Consider the following 2941-nt stretch of genomic DNA (forward strand, 5'->3'; position numbering starts at 1 on the left):
TTTTTTAAACAGTTTAATTTATTTCTAATTTGGTTTTTACAAAATTAAGTACTTGTTCTAAATTTTTAGTTTTTTTGGTGCCCCCTTGAGCTAAACTAGCATTGCCACCACCAGAACCACAAACCAAGGATACAGCTTCTTTAATCAAATTACCTGCATGTAGAGTTTTGCTTTTGCATAAAAAAACAATTTTTTCAGGTTGCACATAAGATAAAAATAAAACTTCTAAATGATATTTATCAAAAATATGATTCATAAAAAATTTGAGAACTTCTAAAGGTTTTTCTTCTTCAATGGTTAACATCATTTTTTTGGTAATTTGTGGTGGTAAAAAATTAGATTCTGCTTGTACCATATTTTTTTGATGATATTCTAAAACTTTTTTTTCAAAAAGAACTAAGGCTTGTTGTTGTGCTTTGATATGTTTTTGATAATTGAGAATATCTTGATAACTTTGGGTTATTGAAGGAAAATTTTTAACATCAAAAATGAGGTTTTGCGTTTGTAAGGATTTTGCTTTTTGGGTTAGTTGGTGCAAGTCGTTTTGGTAAGGAACTAATTTGGCGTTGAGACTTTCTTGGCAATTGTTATTACAAACTGCCTCAATGCGGTAGATACCAGAGCTAATGCTTTCGCATGACAAAATAGTAAAATGTTCTAAATCTTTAGTATTTGTGGCATGTGTTCCTCCGCATAAATCCACTGAAAAAGTATCAACACTTACGATTCTTACTTTGTCTTTGTATTTGGCTTTTTGATTTTGTTCTAGAAGAGTGGCGTATTTTTTTTGGGCGTCTGGGATTGAAAGTTGTTCAATTTTGACTGGAAAACTTTTTTGAATTAGTTGGTTTACTTCTTTTTCTATTTGTAATAAAGTTTGGGGAGTAATTTTTTCAAAATGATTAAAATCATAACGTAAAGAGCTAAATCCCACTGATGAACCTTGTTTTTTGAGGTGGCTGCCTAATTGTTTTTGCAAAACTGCTTCTAAAAGATGTGTTGCTGTGTGATGATAAGAAATTTGATTGCGTTTAGTCTTTTCAATGCAGGCATAAACTTCTTGACCTTCGCAAAAGTTTCCTTGAACTTCGTGCAAAATTTGTCCGTTTGGTAGTTTAGTTATTTTGGTAACTTTGGTGTTGTCAATCCAACCTTCATCTTCTATTTGTCCTCCCATATTAGCATAAAAAGGTGTTTTTTCAAGCACTATTCCTTTGTCAAAAACTTTGATTACTTTGGTTTTGCAAGTAAAATTTGTATAACCTATAAATTCGCTGGGAGTTAAAAATTGGAGAAATGCTTCTTCTTGTTTATTCATGTGTATTTGCGATGTTTGATTTTGTTTACTTAAATTTTGGTGGTCGTGGAGTAATTCTTGGAATTTTTGGTAGTCTGTTGTAATGTTTTTCTTTTTAGCATAATCCAAAATTAAATCTTCAGGAATGCCGTAAGTGTCGTATAATTTGAAAAAGTTTTGTCCTGATAAAGTGTTTTGGGTGAGATGTTGTAAAAAAGTTTTTTCGGCAGTTTTGAGAGTTTGTTCAAAAATATTTTCTTGTTGCAATAGCACTTTGGCAATAATTTCTTGGTTGGTGCATAGTTCTTTGTAAAAATCTTTCATCATTGCAACTGTTGGAGGCACTAATTGATGTAAAAAAGGTTTGTCTAAACCTAGTTTTTTGCCTTCGTTAGCAGCTCTTCGTAATAATTTTTTTAAGACATAGCCCCTTTTTTCGTTAGTGAGGACTGCTCCGTCATTGATTGCAAAAACCAAAGTTTTTAAGTGATCTGCAATAATTTTAAAACTTTCTTGTCCTGTGTATTTGATTTGTGTCATTTTTTCCAAAGCTTTTATTAAAGGAAAGAAAAGGTCTGTTTCAAAATTGGTTTTGGTGTTTTGCAAAATACAGGCTAAACGTTCTAAACCAGCCCCAGTATCAATGTTTTTGCTTGGTAGTTCTTGATATTTTTCGATAGGTAATTTAGGGTCGCAATTATATTGAGAAAAAACAATATTCCAAATTTCGATAAAGCGGTCGTTTTCTAAATCTTGGATAATTAGTTCTTTGTTGCGAGGGTCAAAAGTTTTTCCTCTGTCAAAAAAAATCTCGGTGCAAGGACCAGAAGGACCAGGACCTATTTGCCAAAAATTGCTCTTTAAAGGAATAAGGTGGTTTTTTTCTACTCCTAAGTCAAGCCAATATTGATAAGTATCTTGGTCTTGAAAAAAATAAGTGATGTAGAGTTTTTCTAAGGGAAAAGCAAACCATTTAGGCGAAGTTAACAACTCAAAGGCGTAGTGGATAGCTTCTTTTTTAAAATAATTTCCGATAGAAAAATTGCCTAACATTTCAAAAAAAGTATGATGGCGCGAGGTTTTTCCTACGTTTTTGATGTCGTTGGTACGAATACATTTTTGCACGTTAGTAATGCGTCTAAAAGGAGGTGTTTGTGTGCCATCAAAATATTTTTTTAAAGGGGTAATGCCTGCATTAACCCATAATAAGTTAGCTTCGTTTCGTGGTATCAAAGAAGATGATTTTGCGATGTGATGGTTTTTGCTTGCAAAAAATTTGAGCCACATTTGTCTAATTTCAAAAGATGTCATTATAAAAACTCCTTTAATTGGGTGAAATTTGGGGTGATATTTGATATTAATTTGGTCTTTGATTTGTTCTTTTGTGATACAAATAATAATTAGTTTATTAAAATGCATTTTGAATTAATTTTGATTTGTGATATATAATTGATATCTAACATGTGTATAAAATTAAAAAACCGATCAAACTTAATTTTAACATTTTTTTATGGCTTTTCGTTATTTTTTTGCATTTTTTCGTTATTTTTTTGACTTATTTTGGTTTTGCAAAAGCTAAAAATATTATTTTTTAATTGTTGATAATTATAAAAAGGATTGTTTTAAAAAATGATATAATTTAAT

The 2941-nt window shown here is 30.6% G+C and carries 1 protein-coding gene; it reads right to left on the minus strand.

Translation table 11 applies throughout. The annotated features are described in order from the left end of the window. Positions 1-13 precede the first annotated feature (13 nt). Positions 14-2608 (minus strand): alanine--tRNA ligase, encoded by a 2595-nt coding sequence (alaS, locus tag OL66_RS03285; protein ID WP_034172461.1) that lies wholly within the window; start codon positions 2606-2608, stop codon positions 14-16. Positions 2609-2941: the final 333 nt, after the last annotated feature.

Source organism: Chrysanthemum yellows phytoplasma (assembly GCF_000803325.1).
GTDB lineage: Bacteria > Bacillota_I > Bacilli_A > Acholeplasmatales > Acholeplasmataceae > Phytoplasma > Phytoplasma asteris.